General features: G+C 69.7%; 24 protein-coding genes, 1 tRNA gene and 1 pseudogene. 13 read left to right on the top strand and 13 right to left on the bottom strand.

What is annotated here, in order from left to right; all coding sequences use genetic code 11:
* Positions 1-4 precede the first annotated feature (4 nt).
* The gene (locus ACPPVO_RS58775) at positions 5-1,303 is read right to left on the bottom strand and encodes an acetyl-CoA C-acetyltransferase (RefSeq protein ID WP_426508561.1); all 1,299 of its coding nucleotides are present in this window, start codon (positions 1,301-1,303) and stop codon (positions 5-7) included.
* A 92-nt stretch (positions 1,304-1,395) separates the two neighbouring features.
* On the opposite strand from ACPPVO_RS58775, the gene ACPPVO_RS58770 reads away from it, so the two are divergent.
* The 5 genes from ACPPVO_RS58770 to ACPPVO_RS58750 all read left to right on the top strand — a co-directional run bounded on the left by ACPPVO_RS58770 (position 1,396) and on the right by ACPPVO_RS58750 (position 6,096).
* Positions 1,396-2,715, top strand: coding sequence for a 3-oxoacyl-ACP reductase (locus ACPPVO_RS58770; RefSeq protein WP_426508560.1), 1,320 nt, complete (start codon positions 1,396-1,398; stop codon positions 2,713-2,715).
* Positions 2,715-3,563, top strand: coding sequence for a MaoC/PaaZ C-terminal domain-containing protein (locus tag ACPPVO_RS58765; RefSeq protein ID WP_426508559.1), 849 nt, complete (start codon positions 2,715-2,717; stop codon positions 3,561-3,563). The genes ACPPVO_RS58770 and ACPPVO_RS58765 overlap by 1 nt, the downstream gene beginning before the upstream one ends.
* Positions 3,564-3,913: 350 nt before the next feature.
* Complete coding sequence (locus ACPPVO_RS58760) at positions 3,914-4,648, top strand: hypothetical protein (RefSeq protein WP_426508557.1); 735 nt, start codon at positions 3,914-3,916, stop codon at positions 4,646-4,648.
* Between the two features lie 75 nt (positions 4,649-4,723).
* Positions 4,724-5,698, top strand: coding sequence for a dTDP-4-amino-4,6-dideoxygalactose transaminase (gene rffA / locus ACPPVO_RS58755; RefSeq protein WP_426514910.1), 975 nt, complete (start codon positions 4,724-4,726; stop codon positions 5,696-5,698).
* Positions 5,695-6,096, top strand: a complete 402-nt coding sequence (locus ACPPVO_RS58750) for a GtrA family protein (RefSeq protein WP_426508556.1) — start codon at positions 5,695-5,697, stop codon at positions 6,094-6,096. Before rffA ends, ACPPVO_RS58750 begins: the two co-directional genes overlap by 4 nt.
* 296 nt (positions 6,097-6,392) lie before the next feature.
* Here the strand turns inward: ACPPVO_RS58750 and ACPPVO_RS58745 are convergent, their stop codons facing one another.
* Both ACPPVO_RS58745 and ACPPVO_RS58740 read right to left on the bottom strand, forming a co-directional pair.
* Entirely contained in the window at positions 6,393-6,527 is a 135-nt protein-coding gene (locus ACPPVO_RS58745; protein ID WP_426508555.1) for a helix-turn-helix domain-containing protein, read from the bottom strand.
* A 121-nt stretch (positions 6,528-6,648) separates the two neighbouring features.
* A pseudogene (locus ACPPVO_RS58740) lies at positions 6,649-7,185 on the bottom strand (recombinase family protein); the annotation flags it as partial.
* Between ACPPVO_RS58740 and ACPPVO_RS58735 the strand changes: the two are divergent.
* Entirely contained in the window at positions 7,117-7,581 is a 465-nt protein-coding gene (locus tag ACPPVO_RS58735) for a hypothetical protein (RefSeq protein WP_426508553.1), read from the top strand. The pseudogene ACPPVO_RS58740 and the gene ACPPVO_RS58735 overlap by 69 nt on opposite strands.
* A 308-nt stretch (positions 7,582-7,889) precedes the next feature.
* Positions 7,890-8,837: a hypothetical protein gene (locus tag ACPPVO_RS58730; protein WP_426508551.1), complete on the top strand. Its 948-nt coding sequence runs from the start codon at positions 7,890-7,892 to the stop codon at positions 8,835-8,837.
* 293 nt (positions 8,838-9,130) lie between these two features.
* Here the strand turns inward: ACPPVO_RS58730 and ACPPVO_RS58725 are convergent.
* Positions 9,131-9,218, bottom strand: a tRNA-Ser gene (locus ACPPVO_RS58725).
* A gap of 181 nt (positions 9,219-9,399) precedes the next feature.
* On the opposite strand from ACPPVO_RS58725, the gene ACPPVO_RS58720 reads away from it, so the two are divergent.
* Together ACPPVO_RS58720 and ACPPVO_RS58715 are read left to right on the top strand one after the other, a co-directional pair.
* Complete coding sequence (locus ACPPVO_RS58720; RefSeq protein WP_426508550.1) at positions 9,400-10,053, top strand: hypothetical protein; 654 nt, start codon at positions 9,400-9,402, stop codon at positions 10,051-10,053.
* Positions 10,054-10,060: 7 nt separating this feature from the next.
* Positions 10,061-11,017 (top strand): NAD(P)H-quinone oxidoreductase, encoded by a 957-nt coding sequence (locus tag ACPPVO_RS58715; protein ID WP_426508548.1) that lies wholly within the window; start codon positions 10,061-10,063, stop codon positions 11,015-11,017.
* Here ACPPVO_RS58715 and soxR read toward each other — a convergent pair.
* Together soxR and ACPPVO_RS58705 are read right to left on the bottom strand one after the other, a co-directional pair.
* Entirely contained in the window at positions 11,004-11,429 is a 426-nt protein-coding gene (soxR, locus tag ACPPVO_RS58710; RefSeq protein WP_360375475.1) for a redox-sensitive transcriptional activator SoxR, read from the bottom strand. The genes ACPPVO_RS58715 and soxR overlap by 14 nt on opposite strands.
* Positions 11,426-12,133 (bottom strand): glycosyltransferase family 2 protein, encoded by a 708-nt coding sequence (locus tag ACPPVO_RS58705; RefSeq protein WP_360375086.1) that lies wholly within the window; start codon positions 12,131-12,133, stop codon positions 11,426-11,428. The genes soxR and ACPPVO_RS58705 overlap by 4 nt, the downstream gene beginning before the upstream one ends.
* A 103-nt stretch (positions 12,134-12,236) precedes the next feature.
* On the opposite strand from ACPPVO_RS58705, the gene ACPPVO_RS58700 reads away from it, so the two are divergent.
* A complete protein-coding gene (locus ACPPVO_RS58700; protein WP_426508547.1) occupies positions 12,237-12,629 on the top strand; it encodes a PPOX class F420-dependent oxidoreductase in 393 nt (130 codons plus the stop codon).
* Between the two features lie 119 nt (positions 12,630-12,748).
* On the opposite strand, the gene ACPPVO_RS58695 is transcribed toward ACPPVO_RS58700, so the two are convergent.
* Positions 12,749-12,958, bottom strand: a complete 210-nt coding sequence (locus ACPPVO_RS58695; RefSeq protein WP_223099768.1) for a BldC family transcriptional regulator — start codon at positions 12,956-12,958, stop codon at positions 12,749-12,751.
* Positions 12,959-13,408: 450 nt separating this feature from the next.
* On the bottom strand, positions 13,409-14,248 hold the full coding sequence (locus tag ACPPVO_RS58690) for a hypothetical protein (protein ID WP_426508544.1): 840 nt from the start codon (positions 14,246-14,248) through the stop codon (positions 13,409-13,411).
* Between the two features lie 144 nt (positions 14,249-14,392).
* Here ACPPVO_RS58690 and ACPPVO_RS58685 point away from each other — a divergent pair, with 144 nt between their 5' ends.
* Entirely contained in the window at positions 14,393-15,451 is a 1,059-nt protein-coding gene (locus ACPPVO_RS58685) for a Glu/Leu/Phe/Val dehydrogenase dimerization domain-containing protein (protein ID WP_426508542.1), read from the top strand.
* A gap of 229 nt (positions 15,452-15,680) precedes the next feature.
* The gene (locus ACPPVO_RS58680; protein ID WP_360375095.1) at positions 15,681-15,908 is read left to right on the top strand and encodes a DUF3073 domain-containing protein; all 228 of its coding nucleotides are present in this window, start codon (positions 15,681-15,683) and stop codon (positions 15,906-15,908) included.
* 235 nt (positions 15,909-16,143) lie between these two features.
* Here ACPPVO_RS58680 and amcA read toward each other — a convergent pair whose 3' ends face one another.
* The 5 genes from amcA to ACPPVO_RS58655 all read right to left on the bottom strand — a co-directional run bounded on the left by amcA (position 16,144) and on the right by ACPPVO_RS58655 (position 20,971).
* Positions 16,144-16,341 carry a multiple cyclophane-containing RiPP AmcA gene (gene amcA / locus ACPPVO_RS58675; RefSeq protein ID WP_360375097.1) on the bottom strand — a complete coding sequence of 66 codons (198 nt, stop codon included), beginning with the start codon at positions 16,339-16,341 and terminating at the stop codon, positions 16,144-16,146.
* Positions 16,325-17,416: a cyclophane-forming radical SAM peptide maturase AmcB gene (gene amcB / locus ACPPVO_RS58670; protein ID WP_426508540.1), complete on the bottom strand. Its 1,092-nt coding sequence runs from the start codon at positions 17,414-17,416 to the stop codon at positions 16,325-16,327. The genes amcA and amcB overlap by 17 nt, the downstream gene beginning before the upstream one ends.
* A gap of 189 nt (positions 17,417-17,605) precedes the next feature.
* The gene (gene purM, locus ACPPVO_RS58665; RefSeq protein WP_426508538.1) at positions 17,606-18,760 is read right to left on the bottom strand and encodes a phosphoribosylformylglycinamidine cyclo-ligase; all 1,155 of its coding nucleotides are present in this window, start codon (positions 18,758-18,760) and stop codon (positions 17,606-17,608) included.
* Positions 18,761-18,818: 58 nt separating this feature from the next.
* Entirely contained in the window at positions 18,819-20,390 is a 1,572-nt protein-coding gene (gene purF / locus ACPPVO_RS58660) for an amidophosphoribosyltransferase (RefSeq protein ID WP_426508537.1), read from the bottom strand.
* Between the two features lie 227 nt (positions 20,391-20,617).
* Positions 20,618-20,971 (bottom strand): sterol carrier family protein, encoded by a 354-nt coding sequence (locus ACPPVO_RS58655; protein ID WP_426508535.1) that lies wholly within the window; start codon positions 20,969-20,971, stop codon positions 20,618-20,620.
* A 359-nt stretch (positions 20,972-21,330) separates the two neighbouring features.
* Here ACPPVO_RS58655 and ACPPVO_RS58650 point away from each other — a divergent pair, with 359 nt between their 5' ends.
* On the top strand, positions 21,331-23,574 hold the full coding sequence (locus ACPPVO_RS58650; RefSeq protein WP_426508533.1) for a carboxypeptidase-like regulatory domain-containing protein: 2,244 nt from the start codon (positions 21,331-21,333) through the stop codon (positions 23,572-23,574).
* The last annotated feature ends 59 nt before the right edge of the window (positions 23,575-23,633 follow it).

Genomic DNA, 23,633 nt, shown 5'->3' with positions numbered 1-23,633 from the left:
CCATTCAGCGCGACAAGATTGCCGTCACTCCCTGGCCGCCGGCGGCGCAGATCGAGATGAGACCCCGCCCGCCGCCGTTTTCCGAAAGCAGCTTCGCGAGGGTCGCCACGATCCGCCCGCCGGTCGCGGCGAACGGGTGCCCGGCCGCCAGCGATGAACCGTTCACGTTGAGCCGGGCCCGGTCGATCGCGCCCAGGGGCTCGTCGAGGCCGAGGCGCTCCTTGCAGAACGTCGGGTCCTCCCAGGCCTTGAGAGTGGCCAGCACCTGCGACGCGAAGGCCTCGTGGATCTCGTAGTAGTCGAAGTCGCGAAGGGTGAGCCCGCCCCGGGCCAGCAGCCGGGGCACCGCGAACGCCGGGGCCATGAGCAGCCCGTCCCCGCCGTGCACGAAGTCGACGGCGGCCGTCTCGGCGGTCTCGAAGTACGCCAGGATCGGCAGTTTGCGCGCCTTCGCCCAGGCCTCGGAGGCCAGTAGCACCACCGCGGCGCCGTCGGTGAGCGGGGTGGAGTTGCCGGCCGTCATGGTCGCCTCCGGGCCGCGGCCGTAGACCGGCTTGAGCTTGGCCAGCTTCTCCAGGGACGTGTCCGGGCGCAGGTTCTGGTCGCGGGCGAGGCCGAGGTACGGCGTGACGAGATCGTCGAAGAACCCGCGCTCGTAGGCGGCGGCCAGCCGCCGGTGCGACTCCAGCGCCAGTTCGTCCTGCTCCTCGCGGCCGATGCCGAACTCGGCCGCGGTCAGCGCGGCGTGCTCGCCCATCGACAGCCCGGTGCGCGGCTCGGAGTTGCGCGGGATGTCGGGCCGGAGCTGCCCGGGCCGGAACTTGCTCACCGCGCGCAGCCGGGCGCCCAGCGAGCGCGACCGGTTGAGCTCCATCATGATCCGCCGCGCGTCCTCGTTCACGCCGAGCGGCGCGTCGGAGGTGGTGTCGACGCCGCCGGCGATGCCCGCCTCGATCTGCCCGAGGGCGATCTTGTTGGCGACCAGGATCGCGGCCTCGAGCCCGGTGCCGCAGGCCTGCTGCACGTCGTACGCCGGGGTGCGCGGGTCGAGCCTCGATCCGAGCACGGATTCCCGCGTCAGGTTGAAATCGCGGCTGTGTTTGAGCACCGCACCGGCGGCGACCTCGCCGAGCCGCTCGCCGGCCAGCCCGTAGCGGGCCACGAGGCCGTCTATGGCGGCGGTCAGCATGTCCTGGTTTGATGCAGTGGCGTAGGCGCTGCCCGAGCGCGCGAAGGGAATGCGGTTGCCGCCGACGACCGCGACCCGGACGGGGGTTTCCGAGGGGGTTCTCGAGGGGGCCATCGGAGTCTCCTTCGCGACGGGGCAGGGCATCCTGGCGTTACCCTACTCGTGAGTAGGTTAGCGTGCGGAGTTGTAACTGGGGAGGCACCGCAATGACCGATCGCTACGCATCCTTCGCCCACTCGGGCGCCGGGAGGTTCCTGGTCAGACGCCTCGGCCTACCGGACCCGCCGAGCCTGCGCCGGCGTCGGCCGGGCGCGGAGTTCGTCGGGCCGTTCACCCTCGGCGGCGAGGGGCGGCTGGCCGAGCCCACCCGCCACATCCTGGACAAGCTGCCCACCGCGGCCGGCGGCGCCGACGAGCGCACCGCCGCGCTGATCTTCGACGCCACGGGCATCGCGGACAGCTCCGGGCTGCGCGCGCTCTACGACTTCTTCCACCCGGTGATCCGCTCGCTGCGCTCCTCCGGCCGGGTGATCGTGCTGGGCAGCCCGCCGGAGCTGTGCCCGAGCGCCCGGGAGGCCACCGCCCAGCGAGCCCTCGAGGGCTTCGTGCGCTCGGCCGGCAAGGAGATCGGCCGCGGCTCGACGGCCCAGCTGGTCTACGTGGCCCCGGGCGCGGAGGAGGCCACCGAGTCCACCCTGCGCTTCCTGCTGTCGGGGCGGTCGGCGTACGTCTCCGGCCAGGTCATCCGCATCGGCCCGGCCGCCGTCACCGCGCCCGACGACTGGGACGAGCCGCTGGTCGGCCGGACGGCGATCGTCACCGGCGCCGCCCGCGGCATCGGGGCGGCGATCGCCCAGGTGCTCACCCGCGAGGGCGCGCACGTCGTCTGCCTCGACGTGCCGGCCGCCGGCGAGGACCTGTCGAACGTCGCCAACGAGCTCAAGGGCACCGCGCTCCAGCTCGACCTGACCGCCCCGGACGCGCCGCGCCGGCTCGCCGACTTCATCGCCACCCGGCACGTGCACGCCGACATCTTCGTGCACAACGCCGGGATCACCCGGGACAAGACCCTCGGGCGCATGGACGAGGGGCAGTGGGCGTCGGTGATCGACGTGAACCTCGCCAGCCAGGAGCGCATCAACGACGTCCTGCTGGCCGAGAACCTGCTCGGCGGCAACGGCCGGATCGTCTCGGTCTCCTCGGTCTCGGGCATCGCCGGCAACCGCGGCCAGACCAACTACGCCACCTCCAAGGCGGGCGTGATCGGCCTGGTGCAGGCCAGCGCGGGCGCGGTCGCCGAGCGCGGGCTCACCATCAACGCGGTGGCGCCCGGCTTCATCGAGACGAAGATGACCGCGGCCATGCCGATGTTCGTGCGCGAGGGCGGCCGGCGCCTCAACAGCCTGGCGCAGGGCGGACTGCCGGTCGACGTGGCCGAGACCATCGCCTGGCTGGCCCACCCGGCGTCGGGCGGGCTCAACGGCAACGTCGTGCGGGTGTGCGGGCAGAGCCTCCTGGGGGCCTGATGGAGACCACCGTCCTGTCCGCCCCGCCGCGGCTCGGCCCGCTGTACCGCGCCGCCGCCCTGCGCCGCCCGAGCGGCAATACGCTGCCGGAGCGGGAGCTGCGCCTCGACGGGGTCCGCGCGGACCTCGCGCACCTCGCGGAGTACAACCGCGTCTGCGGTTTCCGGCTGCGCGACGAGCTGCCGGCGACCTATCCGCACGTGCTCGCGTTCCCGCTGGCGCTGTCGCTCATGACGGCCGCGGACTTCCCGTTCCCCCTGCTGGGCCTGGTGCACGTCGCAAACTCGATCGAGGTCCTCCGGCCCCTGACGTCTTCGGACACTTTTTCCTTGTCGGTACGCGCTGAGGCCCTCCGCCCCCACGCGCGCGGCACGCAGCTGGACGTGGTCGCGACGGCCACGGCCGGCGCCGAGCCGGTGTGGCACGGGCGATCGACGTACCTGCGAAAAGACGGCTCGAAATCGGATAGGTCGCCCACCACGGAGAGGCCGGAGGCCACCGCCGTGTGGAAGGTGCCGCGGCGCACCGGGACCGACTACGCGGCCGCGTCCGGCGACCGCAACCCGATCCACACCAGCCGCCTGCTCGCCCGCGCGTTCGGCTTCCGGTCCACCATCGCGCACGGCATGTGGACCAAGGCCCGTTGCCTGGCCGCGCTGGAGGGCCGCCTGCCGGACGCGTACACCGTCACGGTCGCGTTCAAGCTGCCGATCCTGCTGCCCGCGACCGTGGAGTTCGCGGCGTCCGGCGGGCACATCGCGGTACACGATCGGATGACAGGAAAGCCGCACCTGACCGGGACGATCGTTGAGCCCGACTGTGCAGACGCTGACGAGGGCGCCCGCTGAGCCCGTGATCGCGGCGCCCGAGGGTGCGCTCGGGAGCCGGTTCGGGGGCCCCGCCCTGCTGCTCGCCACGACGGTGGCGGTGCTGTGGTTCTACCGTGTGCCGCCCCTGAGCACCGCGGCGTTCGGGCTGTGCCTCGCGCTCGGCGTCACGCTGCCGGGGACGCTCTGGTGGCGGCTGCTGCGCGGCGGCCCCGGCTGGTTCGTGGCCGATGTGGCGTCGGGGCTCGTCGTGGGGTACATCGGCGAGGTCTTCTGCTATGTCCTGGCCCGGCTCGTGGGGGCCCCGCTCCTGGTGCTGGTCTTCCCGCTCGGCACCCCTCCTCGCGCTCGGCGGCACCGTCGCCGCGATCGTGGCCGCCCAGGTGGTGCTGTTCGGCTCGAGCAGCCAGGGCACGCGGTTCGCGCCGCTGACCGACGTGGCGACCGGAGGCATCGGGGTGACGACGGCCTTCAGCGCCGGCCGGGTCCCGTGGAAGCTGCTGCTCCTGGCGTTCCTGACCGTCCTGTGCTGGGCGGCGATGTGGGCCGGCGCCCTGCGGGTGCGTTCCTGGAACGCGGCGCTGATCGTGATGGCGGGCCTCGGCATCGCGGGCGCGGCGGCGACCATGCTGCTGGGGCAGGACGGCGACAGCGAGCGCTATTTCCTGGAGTCGGCGCGGCCGTACCTGTGCATAGTCGCGGTGGCGGGCCTGGCGCGGTGGCGGACACTGCTGGTGTCGGCGCTGGCGGGCGTGATCGTGATCCAGGCCGTCCAGTACTTCGGCCGCCACGACATCCCCCGCGACCCTTCTCCGGCCGTGCTGCTCCTTCCCTACGCGGCGCTGGCTCTGGTGCTCGGACTCGTATACGGCGTCCCGAAATGTCCGCCACTCCGTGACGGACATTTCGGACATTTCATAATATTGGGGTTGCTGCTGGGATTCTGCAGCACTTCGCGCTCGTCGCCTCGGAGTCGCGCCAGGGCGGCTTTCGGGATGTGGTGCGCGGCCCGCGGTACATCAGCGAAGGCACTTTGCAAGCGGGTCGTTGGCTGCGGGACCACTCCAGCCCCGCGGATCTGGTGGCGACCAACGCCCACTGCCTGATGTTCGAGGGGCGGTGCAGCAACCTGCATTTCTCCATGACGGCGTACTCGGAGCGCCGGATGCTCGTCGAGGGCGCTGCTGCTCGACCTCGGCTCCGGCGACGAGGTCATCCTGCCGTCGTTCACGTTCTGCTCCACCGCGAACGCGTACGCCCTGCGCGGCGCCCGCCCGGTCTTCGTCGACTGCCGCGCCGACACCCTGAACATCGACGAGCGCCTGGTCGAGGCGGCCATCACCGAGCGCACGCGCGCGATCGTGGTCGTGCACTACGCCGGCGTGGCCGTGGAGATGGACGCCATCACGGCCCTGGCCCGCCGCCACGACCTCGTCGTGATCGAGGACAACGCCCACGGCCTGGGCGGTACGTACCGCGGCCGCAACCTCGGCTCGATCGGCGAGCTGGCGACCCAGAGCTTCCACGAGACCAAAAACATCCACTGCGGCGAGGGCGGCGCCCTGATCCTGAACGACGACCGCTTCTACGACCGCGCCGAGATCATCCGCGAGAAGGGCACCAACCGGGGCCAGTTCTTCCGGGGCATGGTGGACAAGTACCGCTGGATGGACCTGGGCAGCTCGTACCTCCCGTCGGACCTCCTGGCCGCGTTCCTGACCGCCCAGCTGGAGAACTTCACCGAGATCCAGCGCCGCCGCATGCACGTGTGGAACAGCTACCACAACCGCCTGGCCACGTGGGCCGTCGAGCACGGCGTGAACCAGCCGACGGTACCGTCGGACCGCACCCACCCCGCCCACCTGTACTACCTGCTGCTCCCCGACCTCGAGACCCGCTCGGCGATGCTGAGCCACCTGCTCGAACAGGGCGTCCTGGGCACCTTCCACTACCAGCCGCTGCACCTGGCCCCGGCCGGCCAGAAGTACGGCCGCACGGACGGCTGCCCCGTGACGGAGGACGTGGCGGACCGCCTGCTGCGCCTGCCCCTCTACGCGGGCATGGACGACGACGACATCGACCTCGTTGTTCGCGCGGTGGAGTCGTACCGCCCGATCCGCCGGCTCCCACGCCCGTCGGTCGCCTGCCCGAAGTGACGACAACGGTAGAACGAGTCCTGTCCGACCGCCGCGTCCGCTACGTGGCGGTGGGGGCAGTGTCTTCCGCGGTCTACTACGCGCTCTCCACGGCGATCTACCTTTCTACGAGGACGCACCTGCACTACCTGGCGATCCCGGTACTGGCGAACTTCGGATGCGCCCTTGCCACTTATCCGCTGCAGCGGCGTTGGGTCTTCCGTTCGACCGGGCCGGTGGTGCGGGGCTTCCTGAAGTTTTACGTGATTTGCTTGTGGGCCTTGGTCTTCACGTATGCGGGGCTGCCGCTGCTGGTGGAGCTGGCCCACGTGCCGGTCCTGCCGGCGCAGGCGCTGCTGATCGTGACGGCACCGCTGATCAACTACCAGCTGAGCAAGCTATGGGCCTTCCGCCGCTGAGCTCCGCACCCGTGGAGTGCGGCAGATCCGGTGAGACGGGGTCGCGATCTACGACGACGTCCGCTGGCCACTGTCCGCGATTGTCAGCGGACGTTTTCGCCGGCGTGGAGCGGAGGCGTGAGATACGGAGACGCGGAACGCCTCACCGGTTTTCAAGACCGACCGCTGATGTCTCGGCTGATCTCCTGCTGCTCCGGTCCATCCTGTTCTAGCAGGTCAGAGCGCCTTAACCTCCCGGTCCGTCTCTGCCAGTCGTCGCCGGTTCCGTGCGGTCCGTGGCCAACATGCGGCCAAATTTAGTGGGCGTTGTCCGGCTCCAGGTGCCGGTAGAGAGTGGCGCGGCTGACCCCGACAACCTTCGCGATGGCCTCGACGGTGTGCTGCCTGGAGTCGTACGTCTGCCGTGCCGCGGTGAGTTTGTCGGGCGTCATGACGGGACGCCGGCCGCCCTTGCGTCCGCGGGACGAGACGACTCCAGGCCGTCGAGTGCGCGCTCCGAGAGCAGTCCCGTTCGAACTCGGCGATGCCGGCGAGGATGTGGAAGAACAGCTTCCCGCCGGGGGTCGTGGTGTCGATGCCCTGCGAGAGGATCTGCAGGCCGACCTGGCGGGTCTTGAGGTCGTCGGCGAGCTCGCACAAGTTTTTGACGGACCGGCCGAGCCTTTTTGACGGACCGGCCGAGCCGGTCGAGTCGGGTGATGACGAGCTGGTCGCCTGGCCGCATGTAATCAAGGCTGCGTCGAGCTGTGGTCGCCGCGCGAGCTTGCTGCTGGCCCGGTCGGTGAAGATGCGTTCGCATCCTGCGGCGGCGAGCGCGTCGCATGCTGCCGTGTCGCTGTGGCTCAACGCCGGCGTTTCCGGGCACCCAGGTCGCGGAGGTCGGCGGTTCGCCCTCGTCTTGCTGCTGCAACGCCGTCTCGATGCGCCGGCGTAGCTGCTCGGCGACGTAACACGGCTTCTTCCGTCCACTACCGAGCGCTGCGGCGGTTTGGTGTCGCCGTCCGCCGATACGATCCGACGATGACCGTACTTGCCCGGCTGACTGGTCACTTCTTCGATCTTGATGCGCTCGTATGGGAATTCCCGCATGGGGAGCCACACGTTGGCAAGGACGATGATGAGAGTCATCCTTACTACCTGGCTTCCGAACATCTAGACGACTTGTTCGCAAAGCCCACAGAGCTTCACGAAGCCGCTTCAGCTCTGCTCGTACAGCTCAACGGCCTGGCACGGGCAATGAGAGACGACTTCCGGCCGGTACGGTTGGTCGGCCGGTACGGCAACGACCGCAATAACGTCCAGCAGCTCGTGCTCGCCGATACCGCCGAGGTGCGGGAACAAGCCCTAGCCATCACCGCCTTTGTTGGCGGCGTGGTGCAAACACGGCAAACTCCAGGAGTTAGGTACTTCGCCCCTACAGCGAACGCAGACGTTGCGGAAGTCTTGACGATTCTCGGAAACGTCGGATTTGCCCTTCATGGATAGAATTATACAAAGTTTATGAGATTATCCGAGATAACCTCCGCCCTCTCCAGATAGCGGAGGTTTGCTCTGCAACCGAGTTGGAGCTGAAGGCTTTCACCGCATCCGCGAATCGACCTGATGTAAGCGGCGATACGGCGCGACATGCGCGTCTCCCCGGCTTGCCACCCAGGCGAACCATGTCACTAGGTGATGCACGAGCGTTCGTTGGGCAGTTGGTCGTGGATTGGATCGATGGAATCACGAAAAACACGCCCTCGGATGCCTAGCACCCTGGGTCCGGACGGTGAACAGTCAGCGGGTGAGACTGCGTGAAGCGCAACTACTCTGACAAGACTATCAAGCTGCTTTACGGCCGTGCGACGCGATGCGCGTATCAAGGATGCCGGAACCCTTTGATATTTGAAGATCGCGGAATACTTTCCGTCAGTGCGCAGATCGCCCATATTCGCCGCTCTGAATCGCCGGGTGGTCCTCGCTATGACCCTGCGTATCCAATGGAACTAGTAGACCAGGAAGAGAATCTGCTTCTGTTGTGCGGGATTCACCATAAGCCTGTTGACGACCACGCCTCCGTCTACCCGGTTGCAGAGTTGTTGGAGTGGAAACGCCAGCAGGTATCAGCAGGCTTCGGTAGTGAGCTAAGCGAGCGTGAAGTCGCAGAAATCATTCGACACTACGACCTGAACAGTCTTGAGCCGATGACCTTCGAGATGCTTTGCCAGGCCCTTACTGCGAAAAGATTCGGTCCGCGGACAAGGATCCATGGTGGTTACGGACCCGACGGCGGGCGGGACGCGTCATTCGACGGACGGTTGGCCGACTTCCCCAGCGCTGAAGCGCCCTGGGAAGGCTATGTGGTCATGCAGGCTATGTTTAAAACCTCGGGCGCTAACACTCCCGCCGCGGCTGCCTGGATGCGCGACAGAATTCGACGCGAGATCCAGTCGGGAATTCTCAGTTCGAGACGGAGGGTGGATAGCAGGCCAGTAGACTATCTCGTCCTGGCGACCAATATCTCAGTGCAAGCCGCTTTCGGAAGCGCGGGCATGTACCAGCTAAACCAAATGATCGCCGACCTTTCGGACGGCAACCTTAAGGAATTGGTGATCTGGGATGAAGCGCAGCTCTTCGCAATGCTCGATGCCTACACCGACGTAAGAGATGCGTTCACGCCGCTAATGAGTTCTAGTCGGATTGTAGTGGGTTTGATGGACTCGCTCAGAGGCGCTCCGGGTGATCCAACCGCACGGCAGTAGTACCCCGTCACGGAGCAGGGGCAGATATTTCGGTCTCTGGTGTGCTGGACCAACCTGCACAGGCTTCGCGCCAGGGATGGGCCGTGTGCGCTGGCGGTCGAAGCGGCGTTGAAGCGGTAGGACGAGGCGGGCCGGCCGCGTGGCTCCGCGGCCGGCTTCCCATCCACGGCTCATCCACAACCAGTGGTCTGAAGCCAGATCGAGTGAGAATCAATGGGACTCGATCGATGCCGTCAACGATGTCCGCTGGGCAGCGTCCGCGCTGCTCAGCGGACACCGTTGCTTGCGGGGAGCGGAGGGCGTGGGATTCGAACCCACGGAGACGCGGAACGCCTCACCGGTTTTCAAGACCGGCGCCATCGGCCACTAGGCGAGCCCTCCAGCGGAACGACGCTAAGTGTGCCAGATCCCCGCCCGCCCATGGGGCGTCACCCACGTGGGGGAGGTCGTTCGGGCGAACGCGGGGCGGTGAACCGCCGAACACTGTGTCGCAACTCCCGCCCAAGTGGCTGTGACCTGCGCAGACTCAAGCCAGGGCAGTAGTGACGGGGGGAATGGGAGCGTGCATCTCTTCTTCAACGATCCGCGGGTCGGGTACGTCACCCGGCATCGGCGAATCGTCAGGCCCTCGCTCGCCGTGCTCGTTGTCGGTGGGGTTGGTGTCGCGGCGCTCGGGGTCATTGTGGGCTCGGCCGGGTACGACGTGGGCAGTGGTGTCGGGCCGCCCAGGTCCGATGACGGTGGGTTCGCGATGCCGGTTGCGACGCCCGGTGGCGGGCCAGGAGTCAACGCCAATGGGCCGCTCGGCATGGGTACCGTGCCCGCCGCCCCCGTTCCTATCCCCGACCTCGGGGTCACGCCCAGCGTGGCGCCGCCGCCGGATGCTTCGGTCAGCGTCGAGAAGAAGGCCGTCGTGCGGGTCGAGAGCACCACGCACCCGCTGGCGGACAGGACGACAGCGGCGGTGGTGACGGACGAGCCCGAGCCGAACCCCACCGAGGAGCCCGAAGCGCTGGCCGACCAAAACCAAGACGGCCAGGACCGAGGCGACCAGGACCAGGGCGGCCAAAACCTGGGCGGCCAAAACCAGGGCGGCGAGGACCAGAGTGGTGGCCGGCTTCGGTGGCACCAGGACCGGAGACAGAACCAGTGGGGCGACGGGCAGAACCAGTGGGGCGACGCCCAGCGGTGGCGGCCTTGGTGGGAACGGCAATGATGGAGCCGTGCATGCGATCACGATTGAACGCCCCGGCGGGCCCGAGGTGCTGCGCTGGACCGAGGTGCCCGATCCGGCCCCCGCCGCCGGTGAGGTGCTGATCGAGGTGGCGGCCGCCGGCGTCAACCGCGCCGACGCGCTGCAGCGCCAAGGGAACTATCCGCCGCCCAAGGATGCGCCGCCGTACCCGGGGCTCGAAGTCTCCGGACGCGTCCGCGCCGTCGGCGAAGGGGTGCACGGGTGGCACGCCGGGCAGGAAGTGTGTGCGCTGCTCGGCGGGGGTGGTTACGCGCAGCTCGTCGCGGTGGCCGCGGGTCAGGTGCTGCCGGTGCCCAAGGGCGTCGACCTGGTCGACGCGGCCGGGTTGCCCGAGGCGGCGGCCACGGTCTTCTCCAACGTGGTGGACCTGGCGCGGCTCAAGCCCGGCGAGACGGTGCTCGTGCACGGGGGCGGGAGCGGGATCGGGACGTTCGCGGTACAGCTGGGCAAGGCTCTTGGGGCCGAGGTTGTGGCAACCGCCCGCGCGGCCAAGCGGGAGCGGCTGCTCGAGCTCGGGGCGGACCGCGTGATCGACTACAAGACGGCCGACTTCGCCAAGGAGGTGCGGGCCGACGTCGTGCTCGACATCATGGGCGGCTCGTACCTGAAGCAGAACGTCGACGTACTGAAGACCGGAGGGCGGCTCGTCGTCATCGGGCTGCAGGGTGGCCGCCGCGGCGAGCTCGATCTCGGGCAGCTGCTCGCCAAGCGGGCGCTCGTGGCCGGTACCACGCTGCGGGCGCGGCCGGCCGCCGAGAAGGCCGCGATCGTGCGCGGGGTGCGCGAGGAGATCTGGCCGCTGCTCGACGAGGGCATGATCCGCCCGGTGATCGACCGGCGCTTCCCGATCGTCGAGGCCGCCGAGGCGCACCGCGTGCTCGAGTCGAACGAGCACTTCGGCAAGCTGGTGCTCACGGTTGGGTGAGGACCACCGGGCCCGGGCCCTTCTTCGCGAGGCGGTCGTCGGTGTTCACCAGCGTGCAGCTCTTGAGCGAGAGGCAGCCGCAGCCGATGCAGCCGGTGAGCGTGTCCCGCAGCCGTTCGAGCAGTTCGATCTGCTCGTCGAGGTGGGTGCGCCACCCGGAGGAGAGCCGGGCCCAGTCCGCCTTCGTCGGGGTGCGGTTCGCCGGCAGTGAGGCGAGCGCCTCTTTGATCGTTTCCAGCGGTACGCCCACCTGTGCCGAGATGCGGATGAAGGCGACCCGGCGCAGCTGCGAGCGCTCGTACCGGCGCTGGTTGCCGCCGGTACGCGTGGCGTGGATCAAGCCCAGCTTCTCGTAGAACCGCAGCGCGGACGGGGCCACGCCGCTGCGTGCGGAGAGCTCCCCGATGCTCAGGAGGTCCCGATGCTGCTGGACGGCTTGCGCATGCGTTCGCGGGACAGGATCCACAGCGCCTCGACGCCGTCCTTCCAGGTGATCTTCTTGCCCTCTTCGCGGGTGCGGGCGCGGTAGCTGATCGGCACCTCGTAGGGCCGGTGCCGGTTGCGCAGCAGCTTCCCGGTCACCTCGGCCTCCATGCCGAAGCCGGCCGAACGCACCTGCAGGGAGCGGTACAGCGAGACGGGCATCAGCTTGAAGCACGTCTCCAGATCGCCGAGGTAGCAGTTGTACAGCATGTTCGCGGCGGTGGTGACGGCCTTGTTGCCCATCACGTACCAGAACGAGAAGGAGCTGTGCGAGCCGAAGGTCCGGTTGCCGTAGACGACCGTCGCCCGGCCGTCGAGCACCGGCTCGAGCAGCTTCGGGATGTCCTGCGGGTCGTACTCGAGATCCGCGTCCAGGATGACCATGTAGTCGCCGGTGGCGTTCTCGACGGCCGTCTTGATCGCGGCGCCCTTGCCCCGGTTGCGCGGGTGGACGACCACGCGGAGCCGCTCGTCGTTCAGCCCGTGCAGGATCTCGGCCGTCCGGTCACGACTGCCGTCGTCGACGATGACGAGCTCGATCTCGGTCGGGTAGTTCACGTCGAGCGCCTGTTTCACGGCGTCGGCCACGCGGACTTCCTCGTTGTAGACCGGCATCAGGATCGACAGCTTCATTGCGAACTCCGGGGGCCGTTTTGGCTGGACCAACAGACTAGCTGCCCGTCACTCGGGCGTGTGACCCTCCCGCGGACGAGAGGAGGCTCGTACCTTGAGCCGTATGACGAACACATCCGCCACGGTGGAGCAGCTGGGCGAGGAACAGTATCTCCTGGTGACGACGTTTCGCCGGGACGGTACCCCAGTCCCGACACCCGTGTGGGCGGCGCGGGACGGCGAAGCGCTCATGGTGTGGACCGTGGGCGACTCCGGCAAGGTCAAACGCATCCGCCGCGACGGCACCATCACCGTCGGGCCGTGCACGGTCCGCGGCAAGGCGACCGGCGAGGCGGTCCCCGCCCACGCCACGCTCCTGGGTCCCGAGGGCGGCGTCGCCGTGCGCGAGCTCATCAAGCGCAAGTACGGCCTCCGCGGGCGCCTCTTCGTGTGGGTCAGCCTCCGCCGCCGGGGCGCCGACGCCACGGTGGGCATCCGAATCACGCTGACACCCTGAAGACGGATCACGCTGAAAGAACAGCGCGCTCGGATCACCGGGGGGTGACGATCCGAGCGCGCTGCGGTAATAAGCCGTGTCGTTTTGGCGCGGGAGGAGGACGCGATGTACTGTCGGCGTCAGTCGCCCGTGCGCTGCGTGGGAATTTGGCCCTGGAGCAGGGCTCGTACCTCAGACTCGCGGTAGCGACGGTGGCCACCAAGCGTCCGGATCGCGCTCAGCTTGCCCGCCTTCGCCCAACGGGTGACGGTCTTCGGGTCGACGCGGAACATCGACGCGACCTCAGCCGGCGTTAGCAACGGCTCAGGCTCATGCGTGCGAGATGGCATCGGTCACTCCTCCACAGGTACCCAGGAACGCCGGCCGGGGTCCCGCCGGTCGACGCGTTTCCTATGGTCCGGGTAGTCCCCGATGTCCGACATGGGCCGAACGGCTGAAGGTCCCTGTATGGACGGATGATGAATAAGTGAATTTTCCGATTTTGACACCGCAAAATCGGATAAATTCGGACTCATTTTGACGGAGGGTGAGCGATCCACCACGAATCTAGCTCACTCTCCGGGGTGATGGGTAGCTGCCAAACACCCGCTTATTTGGCATAACGGACACTGACGGGGAGCGATTCGGTTGCGAAGGGTGACACTCGATCGGGTGGGTGACGAACCGGACATTTAGCTTCGTCGAAGTCACGCCTGAACGCCCGGCGGACCCGCGTTCGTGGCGAACGCGTTCGTCGCGGGGGCATGGTCGAGGGTCCGGCGTGAGGGCGCCGGCTCGAGTCAGTTGCAGCGCTCCAGCAGCTGCACCGAGCGCCACCGCTCGACCAGCTTCTCGTAGACCTCGGTGGCCGCGTCCGCGTCGCCGCGGGCCACGTTCGACAGGCCCGCCGACACGAGGCCCGGCGAGTCGTCCGAGGCCAGGGCCTCGTCCGACATCAGCGTCACCAGGCCGCCGTAGTCCAGCTCCACGATCGAGCGCGAGTGGAACTCCTCCAGCCAGCGCGCCGTCTCCTCCACCGCCACCGTGATCGGGGCGTCGCCCATCGCCCGGCGCAGCACCGCGTAGGCGCGGTGGGCCCGGCGGCGGGCCTTCGAGATCTCGGTGCGGTAGCGCAGGACGCGGCGGCCGGGACGCATCGACAGCTCGCGCTCCTCCAGGTCCACGAAGACGAACCAGCGCAGCGGTACACCCCAGGTCGCCACCTGCTCGTGGACCCGGGGGAGCCCGCGCTCCAGCACGTTGTCGCCGCTGCGCCAGTCGTCGACGATGGTCTGGGCGAGGCCGGCCAGCACCGGAGGCACGAACGCGTCGGCGATAACGCTGGGAACGCCGTCGCGCGCGGTCAGGGCCGCCTCGGCGACGCGGATGCGCAGGTTCCAGGGGCAGACGAGCAGCGTGTCGTCGGCCTCCAGGACGTAGGCCTCCTCCGGCAGGGCCGGCAGGCGGGTCCATCCGGCGCCCAGCGCCTCCAGGACCGCGGTGCGCTGACGGCCGGGGCCGTCCGAGAGCGCGACGGCACGGCCCTCCTTGACGTAGCGACGCCAGTACAGCTGGTGGTCGCGGTCGAAGGCAGCCAGCGGCTCGTACACCCGCAGGTATGACGCGAAGAGCGACGGCACGGCCCGATCGTCGCACGAAACGGCCGAACGACGCGAAGGCGCCCTGGAACCGACGGCCACGTGTCGGCGTTAGGGTCAAGTCACCGCACTGTCGTGAACGGCCCCGTCTCACGAGGACGGGCCGCGATTGCCTCGGGAGCATCCATGGGCGTCTTCGCCACCAACCACGAGCAGGTCGTGTTCTGTCACGACCGCGAGTCCGGCCTGCGGGCCATCATCGCCGTCTACTCCACCGCGCTCGGTCCGGCGCTCGGCGGCACTCGCTTCTATCCGTACGCGTCCGAGGACGAGGCCCTGCACGACGTGCTGGAGCTCTCGCGCGGCATGGCGTACAAGAACGCGCTCGCCGGCCTCGACCTCGGCGGCGGCAAGGCCGTCATCTGGGGCGACCCGGACAAGGACAAGAGCGAGCCGCTGCTGCGGGCGTACGGACGCTTCGTGCAGTCCCTCGGCGGGCGGTACTACACCGCGTGCGACGTGGGCACGTACGTGCGGGACATGGACGTCGTGGCCAAGGAGACCCGCTACGTCACCGGGCGCTCCGAGTCCCACGGCGGCGCCGGCGACTCCTCCGTGCTCACCGCGTACGGCGTTTTCCAGGGCATGCGGGCCGCCGCGGAGCACCGCTGGGGCACGCCCACGCTCGCCGGGCGCCGGGTCGGCATCGCGGGCCTGGGCAAGGTCGGTAAGCACCTGACCAAGCACCTGCTCGACGACGGCGCCTCGGTGGTCGCCACCGACGTGTCCGTGCGGGCGCTGGACTGGGCGAGCGCGACGTACCCCCAGGTCGACCTCGTCGACAGCAGCGACGAACTGATCGCCGCGCCGATCGACGTGTACGCCCCCTGCGCCCTCGGCGGCGCGCTCAACGACGACACCGTCCCGGTCCTGCGCGCCAAGATCGTCGCCGGCGCGGCCAACAACCAGCTGGCCCACCCCGGCGTCGAGAAGCTCCTCGCCGAGCGCGACGTGCTCTACGCGCCCGACTACGTCGTCAACTCGGGCGGGGTCATCCAGGTGGCCGACGAGATCGAGGGGTTCAACTTCGCCCGGGCGAAGGAGCGGGCCGGACGGATCTACGACACCACGAAGCAGATCCTGGAGGTGGCCTCCGCCGAGGGTGTACCCCCCGCGGTGGCCGCCGATCGGCTCGCCGAACGGCGGATGGCCGAGGTCGGAAGGCTCCGTACCATCTTGGTGTAACCATGCGCGGCGGCTCACGGCGAACGTGACGACCCGTCGACCACGTGGTGCTTACCCGTCGGCAACCAGACCGGTCCGGTCGGGTAAGCAACGCCACCGAAATGGTCGGTAGGGGCGAGATGCCGAAAGGTGCCCGCGACATGTACCGTAAGAGCCACGAGAGATGCCTGACGTTGTCGGGGCCTGCCGGTAATGGCTGCCCCGTAATTCTGTGCGAGGGGGTCGAGCCATGGGGCGCGGCCGTGCGAAGGCCAAGCAGACTAGGGTGGCCAGGGAGTTGAAATATCACTCACCTAACACCGACCTCGAAGCGTTGCAACGCGAGCTCGCGGCCGGCAGCCCTAAGTCACGCGACGACTACGCCGAGTATGACGGAGTCGACGAAGAGGCTGACGACGAGGACGACGACGAAGACGACCCCTCCAGCGACAGTGATTGGCGCTCAGGGGGGCGTTGACCATCGTGCGCTCAGTCTGGCTCGAGTAGCTTCGCGGATCGACCCAGACCGGGCGTCAACTCGGCTCACGGGCACGTGGACAACCACGTGCCCGAGCCGTGTCCACAGCACCCGCACGGCGGCCGTTCTCTCGACGGCACGCCCTGCGGGTGTCTCGACGTAGCCACCTCTTGAGGGCGGTGCAGTGGCGCACCGCCTCGAGAGTCCTCGAGTGCCGGTCCTTACCGAGCTCGAGCTACCTGGGACGGTTGTTCCAGTTGTAGAAGGTCGGGATGTTCTCGAAGTGGTTCCAGGCACACACGGCACTCGTGGCGTCGTCGCCCGGCACCTCTGATCTCGCCGTCCGTGCGGCCGCGGCCTCCTCCAGCAGCACCCTCAGGCCGTCGGCGGCCCGGTGAACGCGCTCGGTGACCGGGTCAGCTTGCTCCGGCATGGTCCAGCACTCCCTCCAGAAGGCGAATCTTGCTGTTGCGGCAGTGGTTCGTCTCGGTGCCGTCGAATCGGCCGTGCTCGAAGTAGCGGTTGGCCGCGTGGGCGCCGCCGCAGAAGCCGAAGTACGGGCAGCTCCGGCGGCAGGACTCCACGCCGCTCAAGTATTCGCCGATCCACGGGGCGGACGTTGCCGCGCCGGCCAGAACGGCCGACAGCGGCGTCTGCAGCACGTTGCCCGAGGAGAAGTCGCCGTAGTGCGGGTCGGTGAAGCCGGCCAGCTCCGGCGAGAGCAGGAACACGCGGCCGTCGGCGGCGATTGTCGGGATCGGGTCCAGGGCGCTCGGCAGGATGCCGTCGGCGCGGCCGGCCAGCACCGCCCCGGCGTACCGCAGCGTCCACTCGATCTCGCGGACGTGGATGCGGGGATCGCGGCGCCACGCGGCGACGAGCTCGGCCCAGAAGGCGCGTACGGCGTCGTCGGCGAACGCGTTCGTCCGCGCGTTGACGCCCTCCTGCTCCTCGATGTTGATGCCCAGCACCTCGCAGCCCAGCGCCAGGAAGTAGTCGTAGATCTCGGCGGCGAGGCCGGGCCGGGGATCGCTGACCACGCAGAGCGCCGAGAACGGCACGCCGTGGCGCTGCAGCGCTTCGATGCCGTGCAGGATCGTCCGGTACGCCTCCGAGCCCGCCCGGTTCACCCGCTGCCCGTTGTGCGCCTCAGGCCCGTCGACGCTCACGCTCACCCGGACGCCGTGCTCGGCGAAGAACTCACACCAGGCGTCGTCGATGAGCGTGGCGTTGGTCTGCACGTGGTGCTCCACCCCCGCGAACGGGGCCATGAGCCCGGCCAGCGCGGCCCGGCCGGCGGCCAGGGGCTCGCCGGCGTGCCAGACGACCGAGAAGCGCTCGTCGGCGGCCGCCCACGGGTTCACGGAGGCGGCGACCGCCTCGGCGACGGCGGGGCTCATCCGCTGGTTACTGGACCGGAACGGTAGGTAGCAGTACGTGCAGTCGAGATTGCACAGGGTGGTCGGCTGCATCACGACGTACCCAGGGACCGGCGAGATGCCTTGCATGCCGCTCCACGACACCGCCCCGTCCTCCTTTTGGGCGTAGGGACGTGTCGCCTCAGCCTAGGTCCCTCGCTGCGCCGCGGTAAGCCCAGTTGATCGGATACGCGAGAGTTCGCGTATTCCGACACGCCCGTTCTAGAGAAACGCGTACGGGGGCAGTGCCGTTACACCACCCCCGTAGTGAAGATCCGGTCAGCCGCGGGTGTGCGAGCCGACCATCTGCACCGTGCCGGTGCCCTCGATGACCTCGCCGACCTGCCAGGCGTCCAGGCCGCGGCCGGCCAGGAAGGCCAGGGTGCGGTCGGCGTCCTCGGCGGCGACGACGGTCATCATGCCGATGCCCATGTTGAAGGTGCTCTCCATCTCGGTGTCCTCGATGCGGCCCTTCGTGCGCACGAGCTCGAAGATCGGCTGCGGGCGCCAGGTCGAGCGGTCCACGACCGCGTCGACGTGCTCGGGCAGGACCCGGACCAGGTTGCCCGGTACGCCACCGCCGGTGACGTGGGCGTACGCGTGGATGTCGCTCTCCTTGATCAGGTCGAGGCAGTCCTTCGCGTAGATCCGGGTCGGGGTGAGCAGCTCCTCGCCGAGGGTGCGCTGGCGGCCGAACTCGTCGATGATGCTGTCCAGGCGCATCCGGCCGGCGCCCAGGAGCACGTGGCGGACCAGCGAGTAGCCGTTGGAGTGCAGGCCCGTCGAGCGCAGGGCGATGACGGCGTCGCCGACCTCGACCCGGTCGCGGCCGAGGATCGCGTCCTCCTCCACGACGCCGACGCCGGTGCCGGAGATGTCGTACTCGTCGGGGCGCATCACGCCCGGGTGCTCGGCGGTCTCGCCGCCCAGCAACGCGCAGCCGGCGTAACGGCACCCGTCGGCGATGCCGGCGCCGATCTCGGCCACCCGGTCCGGCACGACCTCGCCACAGGCGATGTAGTCGAGCAGGAACAGCGGCTCGGCCCCGCACGCGACGAGGTCGTCCACGACCATCGCGACGAGGTCGATCCCGACCGTGTCGTGGATGCCCATGGCCTGGGCGATCGCCAGCTTCGTGCCGACGCCGTCGGTCGAGGAGGCGAGGATCGGGCTCTTGTACTTCTTCAGGTCCAGCCGGAACAGCCCGGCGAACCCGCCGATGTCACCCATGACCTCGGGCCGGTGCGTGCGGTGCACCTTGGTGCGCAGCAGCTCGACGGCCTGCTCGCCGGCGTGGATCGACACACCCGCGTCCGCGTACGTCACGGTCTTACGGCGACCCCGGCCGTTGCCGGCGGTCCACAGCTGCCGCTCGGGGGTGCTGCCCTGACCGGCCTTGCCGGTCTTGTCGGCGCGCTCGTCCACGTGCGTCACTTTCTCCCCTTTGGTTGCCTCTGCGGCGCAGGCACCGCGGTATGTCTCGGGTGGGCGGTCACGGGTGCAGCAGTGCGCCCGAACCACCGACACTGGCGGTCACGCTCGGCGCGCCGTCAGTCGCGGTCGGCGCGGCCCCCGCAGCGCGGGCCGCGTTTTTCAAGCCTTCCAGCACGTGCTTGCCGATCACATTGTCGGCCGGCAGGTCGATCGGGTACTGCCCGTCGAAGCAGGCGCTGCAGAGCCGGGTGGCCGGCTGCTCAGTGGCGGCGATCAGGCCCGGCAGCGACACGTAGCCGAGGGAGTCCGCGCCGATGGAGCGGCGGATGCCCTCGGTGTCGAGGCCGTTGGCCAGCAGCTCCGCCCGGGTGGCGAAGTCGATGCCGTAGAAGCAGGGCCATTTGACCGGCGGCGAGGAGATCCGCACGTGTACCTCGATGGCCCCGGCCTCGCGCAGCATGCGCACGATCGCCCGCTGGGTGTTGCCCCGCACGATCGAGTCGTCGACGACGATGAGGCGCTTGCCCCGCACGTTGTCGCGCAGGGGGTTGAGCTTGAGCCGGATGCCCAGCTGGCGGATCGTCTGGGACGGCTGGATGAAGGTGCGCCCGACGTACGCGTTCTTGATCAGGCCGTGGCCGAACGGGATGCCGGACTCGGTGGCGTAGCCGATGGCGGCCGGCGTGCCGGACTCGGGGACCGGGATGACCAGTTCCGCGTCGACCGGGTGCTCCTTGGCCAGCGTGCGCCCGATGGCGACGCGGGCCGCGTGCACGTTGCGCCCGGAGATCGTGGTGTCCGGGCGGGCGAGGTAGACGTACTCGAACAGGCACCCCTTCGGATCGGGCGTGCCGAAGCGGCTGGAGCGCAGGCCGTGCTCGTCGATCGCGATGAGCTCGCCGGGCTCGATCTCGCGGACCACGCTGGCGCCGCAGATGTCCAGGGCCGCGGTCTCGCTGGCCACGACCCAGCCGCGCTCGAGGCGGCCGAGCACCAGCGGGCGCACGCCGTTGACGTCGCGCGCCGCGTAGAGGGTGTCCTCGTCCATGAAGACGAAGCTGAACGCGCCGCGCAGGGTCGGCAGCACCTCCAGCGCGGCCGCCTCGACGGACAGGTCGGGCCGCGCGGCCAGCAGCGCCGTCACCAGGGCGGTGTCGTTCGTGGAGTTGATCGCGTCGGGCTCGACGTCGGGCAGCTCCGCCACCCGGCGGGCCAGCTCGGCGGTGTTGACCAGGTTGCCGTTGTGGGCCAGCGCGATCGTGGTGCCCGCCCGGTCGTCGCCGGCGCGGGTGGAGCGCAGCGTCGGCTGCGCGTTCTCCCAGGTGGAGCCGCCGGTCGTCGAGTACCGCGCGTGGCCGATCGCGATGTGGCCGCGCAGGCTCGCCAGGGTCGGCTCGTCGAAGACCTGGGACACCAGGCCCAGATCCTTGTAGACCACGACACCGGATCCGTCGGACACCGCGATGCCGGCCGCTTCCTGACCACGGTGCTGTAGCGCATACAGCCCGTAGTAGGTCATCTTCGCGACCTCTTCGCCCGGCGCCCAGACGCCGAACACACCGCACTTGTCCTGAGGACCTGGACGTTGGGGGTCGAGCTCGTGGCTCAACCGGCCATCGCCTCGGGGCACTAGCCGCTCCTGTCGTCGCAGTTGCCTTGGGGTGGCTGAAGTGAAGACCGTGCGTGGGGTGTCGGGGGGATGGCTTCTCGGTTGACGCCGGCCATCCGCCGGGGGCTGTTTCGACGCCACTAGCTGGGTCGCCGTCGCGGGGAACAGTGTACGCGAGGTTTCGGGCATGACGCAGAGCGACGTATCGAAGGCCGTTGGTGACCAGTGTGCCCGACGGTTTGCGAGGGTTACAAGGGTAGATAGCCGGATAAATCCGCGCGAACCCCGCTGGCGCGAATCTTCCCGGCCGTGACGGCTTCATGCCATGATTTCCGGCCCGTGGCGATCTCGATCCACGTGACCGGGTCGGTCTCCACGACGTTGGGTGGCGTACCTCTCGTATGTCTTGGCCCCTCGATGCACTGAATCGCGCCGTACGGAGGAACCCGCACCTCCACCGAACGTCCGGGCGCGCGTGACCGCAGCTCGGCGAGGAGTTGCCGGACCGCATCGCGCACCGCGGTCCGGTCCGGATCGACCCCGGCGTTCAGGGCATCAAGGACGCTTTGCACCGTGTCGGAATATCGGTGCGCACTGGACATAGCGGGACGATACGACTGCTCCGGCACTGCTCGCAAGACGCAGCGGGTTTCGCCGACCCCGTCGGACAGGGCATAGTTTGCTGCGGCGCACCATGCAAGGCGAGCCTCGCTCGCATGTTGGACCATGGACAGACATGCTCGGCAGCGACGCTCGGGTGAAAGTCAAGATCCGGAGGGGTGTGGACGTGACTGCGCACCGACGAACCCTGCTGTTCAGGGCAGGGACGGTGGCTGTTCTGGCCACGGGCGCTCTGGTCAGCACGGCGGCGCCGGCGTTTGCCGATGCCACCGTAGTCATCGGCGGTAATCTCGACGCGTCACTGACGGTAGGCGGTGGACCGCAGACCGTCAATGTCCAGGTGAAGAACACCGGTGACTCGCCCCAGCTGACGGCGGTCAAGCTCACCATCGACATCCCCAGCGACCTCGGTCTGAGCATCTCCAGCAAGCCCGGCGGCTGCAGTGGCAGCGGCACGCACCTCGACTGCACGATCGACGGGCCGCTCGCGCCGAACTCCACCAAGAACCTGCCGGTCGGCATCGCCCCGCCGGCGCAGAGCTCGATCCCCGCCGGCCAGACCAAGACCGGCACGCCCGGCCAGGTGATCATCACCGACGGCGGCTCCGACACCAAGCCGTTCAACGCCAGCCTCAAGGCTCAGGCCGCCGCGCCGACGACCCAGGCGGCGCCGACCACGGTCACCGAGGTCTCCGGGACGATCACCGACTCGCAGACCGGCAAGGGCGTCAGCGGCGCCACCGTGGTGCTCGCGGACGGCAGCGGCAAGGAGCGCCAGCAGTCGTCGGGCTCCAGCGGCTCCTTCAAGTTCACCGGCAGCGAGGCCAACCCCATCGCGCCGGGGACGATGACGATCACGGCCGGCGCGACCGGCTACGAGAACTCCAACGCCAAGCAGGTCACCGGCACGGCCGGCAAGGCGACGACCGGCGTCAAGGTCGGGCTCGTCGTGCTGGCCGACACCGCCTCGGCGGCGCCGCTGCCCAGCGCGAACGACGGGGCCATCGTCGAGGGCCAGTCGGCCGGCGGCGTCGTGCCGCAGAACACGGCGACCAACAACGCCTCCAACGACAGCGGCGGCGGGGTCTCCTGGATCCTGATCGCGCTCGGGGTACTGCTTGTCGGCTTCGGCATCGTGGCGATCGTGCTGCTCCTGCGCCGCCGCGGCGATGACGACGACGAGAACGAGGACGAGCCGGCGCCGCGCCGCGGCGGGCCCGGCGGCGTGCGCCCCGGTTACGCCGGCGGCGGCGCGGGCCCCGACCCGACAATGGTCGGCGCGATGGGCCCGGCCCCGACGATGGTCAACCGCGGCGGCAACAACGACGCGACCGCGATCGTGCGGCCCGGCCGCGGGGTCTTCGACGACGTCCCGCCGGACCCGTACGGCGCGCCCCCGCCCGGCCCCGGCGGCTACCCGTCGGCCGGCGGCTACGACGACCGCGCGGGCTTCGCCAGCGGCGGGTACAACGGCGGCGGCGCCAACGGCTACGGCCCGCAGGGTCGCCCGGCCCCCGGCCCGGCGGTCGACCCCTACGCGCCGGACTACAACGGCGGCGGCCAGGCCGGCGGCGGCTACCCGGACGCGACCCAGCGCTACGAGCCCGGCACCGGCGGCAACGGCTACGGTGGCGGCGGCAACGGCAACAACGGCTACAACCACAACCCGGCGACCGGCGGCAACAACTACGGCGGCGGCCAGGGCGGCCAGGGTGCCTACGGCGCCAACGGCTACGACGGCCCCTCGGCCGGCGGCGGCTACGGTGGCGGCGGTCAGCAAGGCCGCGGCGGCTACGAAGGCCCGCCCACGACCCTCGGCGGCTACGAAGGCCCGCCCACGACCCTCGGCGGCTTCGGCGGCGGTGACCGCGGCGGCTACGACGGCCCCCCGGCCGGCGGCGACCGCGGCGGTTACGACGGTCCGCCGGCCGGCGGCGGCTACGACGGTCCGTCGGCGGGCGGCGGGTACAGCCCGGCCGGCGGCGGCGCCGATCGCGGCGGCTACGGCCAGGGTTACGACGACCGCGGTGGCTACAGCGCCGGCGGCGGCCAGTACGACGGACCCCCGGCCGGTGGCCAGTACGACGGTCCCTCAGCCGGCGGCGGGTACAGCCCGGCCGGCGGCGGCGCCGATCGCGGCGGCTACGGCCAGGGTTACGACGACCGCGGCGGCTACGGCCAGGGCGGCGGCGGCCAGTACGACGGCCCCTCGGCCGGTGGCGGGTACGCCCCCGGTGGCGATCGCGGTGGCTACGGCCCCGGCCCCGGCCCCGGCAACGGTGGTGGCGGCGACTACGACCAGCCGTACGCGGGCCGCGGTGGCTACGGTCCCGGCGGCGGAGCCGCCGACCGCGGCGGGTACGAGCCGGCCGCGGGCTACGAGCGCGACGGCTACGAGCGCGTCCCCGAGCCCCCGCGGGCCGGTAACGGCTACGGCCCGGGCGGCGGTCCCGGTGGTCCGGGCGGTGGCGAGTACGACCAGCGCGGCGGCTACGGCCCGAACGGCGGCGGCGGCGACTACGACGACGCCCGCTCCCAGGGGCGCGGCGGCAACCGGCGCTCGCTGGACTGGCTGGACGACTAGGCCCGGTAGAAGCGGTAAGACCTGTACATGTAGACGGAGGGGCGGCCGGGTGCCGCCCC

Source organism: Dactylosporangium sp. McL0621 (assembly GCF_049995355.1).
In the GTDB taxonomy this organism is placed as follows: domain Bacteria; phylum Actinomycetota; class Actinomycetes; order Mycobacteriales; family Micromonosporaceae; genus Dactylosporangium.
Note: the sequence above shows the minus strand (reverse complement) of the source record. Positions and strands in the feature narration are given on the sequence as shown.

Bases quoted from the DNA above. Each gene is read 5' to 3' on its own strand.
- ACPPVO_RS58770 (WP_426508560.1), top strand. From the start codon at position 1,396: ATGACCGATCGCTACGCATCCTTCGCCCACTCGGGCGCCGGGAGGTTC.
- ACPPVO_RS58735 (WP_426508553.1), top strand. From the start codon at position 7,117: ATGACCGTACTTGCCCGGCTGACTGGTCACTTCTTCGATCTTGATGCG.
- ACPPVO_RS58745 (WP_426508555.1), bottom strand. From the start codon at position 6,527: ATGACGCCCGACAAACTCACCGCGGCACGGCAGACGTACGACTCCAGG.
- ACPPVO_RS58705 (WP_360375086.1), bottom strand. From the start codon at position 12,133: ATGAAGCTGTCGATCCTGATGCCGGTCTACAACGAGGAAGTCCGCGTG.
- ACPPVO_RS58775 (WP_426508561.1), bottom strand. From the start codon at position 1,303: ATGGCCCCCTCGAGAACCCCCTCGGAAACCCCCGTCCGGGTCGCGGTC.
- ACPPVO_RS58655 (WP_426508535.1), bottom strand. From the start codon at position 20,971: ATGTCCAGTGCGCACCGATATTCCGACACGGTGCAAAGCGTCCTTGAT.
- ACPPVO_RS58685 (WP_426508542.1), top strand. From the start codon at position 14,393: ATGGGCGTCTTCGCCACCAACCACGAGCAGGTCGTGTTCTGTCACGAC.
- ACPPVO_RS58695 (WP_223099768.1), bottom strand. From the start codon at position 12,958: ATGCCATCTCGCACGCATGAGCCTGAGCCGTTGCTAACGCCGGCTGAG.
- ACPPVO_RS58765 (WP_426508559.1), top strand. From the start codon at position 2,715: ATGGAGACCACCGTCCTGTCCGCCCCGCCGCGGCTCGGCCCGCTGTAC.
- ACPPVO_RS58700 (WP_426508547.1), top strand. From the start codon at position 12,237: ATGACGAACACATCCGCCACGGTGGAGCAGCTGGGCGAGGAACAGTAT.
- amcB (WP_426508540.1), bottom strand. From the start codon at position 17,416: ATGCAAGGCATCTCGCCGGTCCCTGGGTACGTCGTGATGCAGCCGACC.
- ACPPVO_RS58680 (WP_360375095.1), top strand. From the start codon at position 15,681: ATGGGGCGCGGCCGTGCGAAGGCCAAGCAGACTAGGGTGGCCAGGGAG.
- amcA (WP_360375097.1), bottom strand. From the start codon at position 16,341: ATGCCGGAGCAAGCTGACCCGGTCACCGAGCGCGTTCACCGGGCCGCC.